The following is a 5,521-nucleotide window of genomic DNA, read 5'->3' on the forward strand; positions in this document are numbered from 1 at the left end:
CTGCCGCCATTCAGCGTACAAAACAAACCACATAATTTTATCGGCTATAAGCTACCCGCTTTTGACAGGCCGGCATTTATGGATGACCTGAAAAAGATCGTAGTAACGGGGAGTAGCATCATAGGCGAGATCCCTTACACGCATTACACTTTTTTATCAATAGGCGCTGGCGGCGGTGGTATTGAGCATTTAAACTCAACCTCGTTAAGCTTTAGCGGCGGCGAAGGATTTAATACACCCGAAGCCCGTAAAAAGCTTTATAATTTTATAGCCCACGAATATTTCCATCATTATAATGTTAAACGCATCAGGCCGGTTGAACTTGGTCCGTTTGATTACTCGAAGGAGAACCATACTAATATGCTGTGGGTATCAGAAGGGTTTACCGTGTACTATGAGTACATGATCACCAGGCATGCCGGGTTGATGAATAATGAAGATATGTTTGGCGATTTTCAGAATAATCTACGTAATTATGAAAACCAGCCGGGCCATTTATATCAATCGGCAACGCAGGCCAGTTATGATACCTGGGACGACGGGCCTAATGGAAGGCAAGCGGATGATTTTAATAAAACCATCTCTTACTATGATAAAGGGCCGATTCTGGGCCTGATGCTTGATTTTAGCATTCGTCACGCTACCCAAAACAAAAAAACGCTTGATGATGTAATGCGTTTGCTTTATTATAAATATTATAAAAAACTAAACCGTGGTTTTACAGAACAGGAATTTAGGAACGAATGCGAAAAAATGGCCGGTGCACCTTTAACTGAAGTATTTGAATATGCCTCAACTGTTAAACCGCCCGATTATCCTAAATATTTTGCTTATGGCGGTTTAGCTGTTGATACGGCGACTAAAGTAGTTTCAGAATCATGGGCCGGCCTTAATGTGCGGCAGCAGGGCGACACCCTCCGGATCAATACCGTCGCTTACAAATCACCCGCCTGGGATAACGGTATCAGAGGCCGTACAGTTATACTTATGGTTGATGGCAGCCCTGCAACCAAGGATGTACTTTTTAAAGCTTTCGAAACAAAAAACACCGGAGATAGCTTAACACTGGGTTTGCTAAAGAATGGGGAAAAGAAAGATGTAACCATTGTTTTAGGCAGGCTGAGGGAAAAGACATTTAAAATTACGCCCTTGCCAACCCCCGATAAATTACAGGCTGCCATTTTTAAAAGCTGGACAGAAGGTAAGTAGCCTTTGAATGCAGTAAATTTTCATTGAAAAGATTGGGTGTACGTTTTTTTATGTGATTTAATGTTTGCTATATATTAAATCATATAAAATAGCGTTTAGGTTTCATTATAAACTTAACCTATCCAAATCAATGAAAAACAGCCTGCTGCTTTTATCCCTTTTTGCATGTTTATTTAGTTGTAGTAAATCTATTGGTCAAAGTTCCAAAGATGAATTTAACGGTGACTTTGAAAAAATTAATTATGTAAGTAAATACCCGGTCGGCTGGATGCTCTCCGATGGGAAGGATTATAAATTCGCCTTAGATAGCAGTACCGTGCAGCATGGCAAATACGCGCTTTCTATCACATCCACAACAGACACTGCCGGGTTTGGTGCTGTTACCTTTGGCATTCCCAAGACGTTTGAAGGCAGTGAAGTAGAACTGAGAGGTTACCTGAAAACCGAAGGAGTAAACGGAGGTTTCGCTGGTTTTTGGCTTCGGATTGATGGCACATCCGCTTTTGACAATATGCAAGGGCAAAATATACATGGCACAACCGCTTGGAAACAATATACCATTAAATTGCCCTACGATAGCCAAAAGGCTATCAACATAGTTGGCGGCGCGCTCCTGGCAGGTAAGGGGAAAATTTGGTTCGATAATATCGAACTGTTTATTGACGGGAAACCCATTGAAAATGCTGTGCCTAAAAAAGTTATCCGGCTTAAAGCTGACATGGATACTGCATTTATACGTGGATCTGGCATTAATACCATTGTACTCGATCCACAGGTAATTATTAATTTAAAGTTGCTTGGCCAGGTTTGGGGCTTTTTGAAATATCACCACCCTGAAATCGCAAAAGGCAACTATAATATGGATGCGGAGCTTTTTAGGGTGATGCCGGATGTTATCAAGGCCCGTAGTAATAACGAGTTAAGCAAGGTTCTTGAGCAATGGACTGATAAGCTTGGTAAAGTGAACGCTTGTGATAGCTGTAAACCCAATACGGATAAGAAGGTTAAGCCCATAGCCGACTATGGAAACATCTTTGATCATTCGGTACTCAATAAGTCACTTACCGACAAACTCCAAACTATTTTAGATAACCATAAAATCACTGAAAGCTACTACATGGGCATGACGGGAATAGGTAATCCAATATTTGATCACGAAAGCGGATATTACAACATAAAATATCCGGATACAGGTTGCCGCTTGCTTTGCCTGTTTAAATATTGGAATATGGTGCAGTACTTTTTTCCTTATAAGCATTTGATAGGCAAAGATTGGAACCAAACTTTGCCAGAGTTTATTCCGCAGTTTGTGAATGATAAAAATTCAACTGAATATATACTCACCACGCTCAAGCTTATCAGCAGTATTCATGATACCCACGCCAATATCTGGAGTGGTAATGCAGAGTTGGAAGCTTATCGTGGTAAATACAGACCATCCTTTAAAGCTGGTTTTGTGGAAAATAAATTAGTGATAACCGGTTTTGAATCTGATTCGGTTGCTGTTAAAAAAAGGTTCAGGATAGGAGATGTAATAACGGCTATTAATAATGTTGCCGTCGACGAGCTGATTAGGAAATACCTGCCTATAACTGCCGCGTCCAACTATACTACGCAATTAAGGGATATGCCGGGCAATTATTTATTGAGAAGCAATAACCCGCACTTTGAATTTACAATACAACGGGATGGAAATACTTTAAGTGGAGCTAATGAAGGCTTACTTGTTTCCAAGGCCGGCTTAATGAATAACAGCAATGTTAATGTTAAAGATCCGGGCTACTACTTAATAAATGAAAACATTGGGTACGTGTATCCTGCAAAATATCACAACGCGAATCTGCCCGCCATCAGGGAGATGTTTAAGAACACAAAAGGTATTATTATTGACATGCGCTGTTACCCTTCTGAATTTATGCCTTATACATTTGGTGCATATATTAAGTCTGGCTCTGCGCCATTTGTTAAGTCTACAAAAGGAAGTATTAATCAGCCGGGTTCATTTGTTGAAGCATCTCCGCTTGATGTTAATCCGGACAATTCATACCCGGGTAAAGTTATAGTGATCGTAAATGAACAATCACAAAGCCAGGCCGAATTTACTACGATGGCTTTTCAAAGTTCCCCCAATGTTAAGGTTATAGGAAGTACCACGGCGGGTGCGGATGGTGATGTATCGCGAATTGTCTTACCGGGGGGGATAAGTTCGCTGTTTTCCGGAATAGGAATATTATACCCTGATGGAACACAAACCCAGCGCAAGGGTGTTAAAATTGATGTAATAGTAAAACCCACCATTAAAGGTATCAAAGCAGGAATTGACGAGCCGCTTGAAAAAGCGAAGGCTTTGATCATAGAGCAGTAATTAAGTTTTTTCTAAATTGCGTTTTAAGTAAATTGCCATGAAAATTAGCGAACAAATAGTCGGGTTAAAAAGGTGTGGTATTGACGAAACTGTGTTAGACCGCTACCATGAACCGCACCGGTTTTACCACACCCTTGAGCACCTGGACGACATATGGCAACAATTAGAAAGCCAAGGTTACGGTGATAATGATGTATTGTTGCTGGCCACTGTTTTTCATGATATTATTTATGATCCCCGTTCAGCTACTAATGAAGAAGATTCGGCGCAGTATTTCAAAGAGGTGTTTACAGGGGATAGTGCGCTTAAATCTCTCGTGACCGATATAATATTGGATACCAAACATCATAAACCGGGCTCTGCATTGTCGGCAGTTTTTAGTGCTGCCGATTTGAATATCCTAAAGCAGCCATTCGACAAACTGCTGATTTACGAACAGCAGATCTTTAAGGAGTTCCAGTTTGTTGACCACAAAATTTACCGGGAGAAGAGGGTAGAGGTATTGAAAAGTTTACAGCAGGGTATTAATAACCCTGCCCTGGATTATTTGATAACCTATGTAGAAAACTTTAAACCCCACATTGCTGTGTATCCCGGAAGCTTTAATCCTTTCCATAAAGGGCATTACAACATACTGCAAAAGGCCGAGCGCATTTTTGATAAGGTAATTATAGCTCGCGGCGTTAACCCGGGGAAGGATAAAGCCACTTATGAATTGCCGGATGTTTTAAAATACCGGCAGATTGAAACTTACGAAGGATTACTCACCGAATTTATAGAGGGGCTGGGTTATGATGTTACCATCATCCGCGGGTTAAGAAACGGATCCGATCTGCAATACGAACTGAACCAATACCGCTACCTGCAGGAGTTAGGTGGTAAGAGTATTAGTGTAACTGCTATTTTCTGCGATATGGAGTTTGAGCATATCTCCAGTACCGGCATCAGGCAGTTGGAAAAATATGGTAAAGCAGGAGAGTATTTGTTGTGATTTGATGAGTGGTTGATTGAGTTGGATTAAGTGAGTGATTGGTTGAAGTCTTAAAGAATCTGCGTTAGCGATAGTAGCGGATACCGGCCAAGTGGTTAAGGCCTGCAGGCGTATGAGCGGATAGCGCGGGCCGCAGGTAACGTCATATTGATTTCGGATTTGGGGTTTTCGATTTTGGATTTATTTATGTCTGAACTCGAATTTTACGAAATTTTAAGAACTTTTTGAATGTGCTTATCATTCTGTTAATTCTTTAATTCCTTAAAATTCAGGTTCAGACAACTACAAAGGCTATTATCCTAATCAATTTTTCACATAACCCAACTCAATCAACCACTCACTTAATCCAACCCAATCAATCATTCACTCAAAATTCACCACCCCCTTGCTTTTGCATAATTAATCACTATCTTTGCACCCACAATTAATAAAATAGTTAACGCTTTAATATTATTCAAGTAATGTATTTAGGTAAAGAAGCAAAGGCAGAGATCTTTGCAAAACACGGTAAATCAGCTACAGACACAGGTTCTGCAGAAGGACAAGTAGCTTTATTCACCACACGCATCGCGCATTTAACTGGTCACCTGAAAAAAAACAAACATGATTTTTCAACCCAGTTATCACTGCAAAAATTAGTAGGTAAACGTCGCGCTTTACTTGCATACTTATTCAAAAAAGACATTGAAAGATATCGTGCTATCATCAAGGCTTTACAGCTAAGGGATATCATTAAGTAATTCTCTCCTTTTTTATTTAAAAGCCATCCCCATTTTAGGATGGCTTTTTTACTTTTGAAACATATATTTACACACATAAAATCCGATGCGCTCCCGAAGATGAAAAGTGCATCACAAACAAAAAAAGATGAGTTTAAACGTAATTAAAAAAGTTATTGATCTGGGCGACGGACGCACCATTGAGATCGAAACAGGTAAACTGGCCAAACAAGCGGA

The 5,521-nt window shown here is 40.2% G+C and carries 3 protein-coding genes and 1 pseudogene; all 4 read left to right on the forward strand.

Annotated features, from left to right (window positions below):
- Nucleotides 1–1,209 (forward strand): annotated as a pseudogene (locus VF500_RS11450) (hypothetical protein); the annotation flags it as partial.
- Nucleotides 1,210–1,339: 130 nt separating this feature from the next.
- Entirely contained in the window at nucleotides 1,340–3,574 is a 2,235-nt protein-coding gene (locus VF500_RS11455; protein ID WP_330859794.1) for a S41 family peptidase, read from the forward strand.
- A 37-nt stretch (nucleotides 3,575–3,611) separates the two neighbouring features.
- Nucleotides 3,612–4,565: an adenylyltransferase/cytidyltransferase family protein gene (locus VF500_RS11460; protein ID WP_330859795.1), complete on the forward strand. Its 954-nt coding sequence runs from the start codon at nucleotides 3,612–3,614 to the stop codon at nucleotides 4,563–4,565.
- A 461-nt stretch (nucleotides 4,566–5,026) separates the two neighbouring features.
- A complete protein-coding gene (gene rpsO, locus VF500_RS11465) occupies nucleotides 5,027–5,305 on the forward strand; it encodes a 30S ribosomal protein S15 (RefSeq protein WP_243486851.1) in 279 nt (92 codons plus the stop codon).
- The last annotated feature ends 216 nt before the right edge of the window (nucleotides 5,306–5,521 follow it).

Origin of the sequence: Mucilaginibacter sp. (genome assembly GCF_036383575.1) — a bacterium.
GTDB lineage: Bacteria > Bacteroidota > Bacteroidia > Sphingobacteriales > Sphingobacteriaceae > Mucilaginibacter.

Excerpts from the sequence above, each read along its gene's own strand:
- VF500_RS11460 (WP_330859795.1), top strand. The coding sequence starts at position 3,612 with ATGAAAATTAGCGAACAAATAGTCGGGTTAAAAAGGTGTGGTATTGAC.
- VF500_RS11455 (WP_330859794.1), top strand. The coding sequence starts at position 1,340 with ATGAAAAACAGCCTGCTGCTTTTATCCCTTTTTGCATGTTTATTTAGT.
- rpsO (WP_243486851.1), top strand. The coding sequence starts at position 5,027 with ATGTATTTAGGTAAAGAAGCAAAGGCAGAGATCTTTGCAAAACACGGT.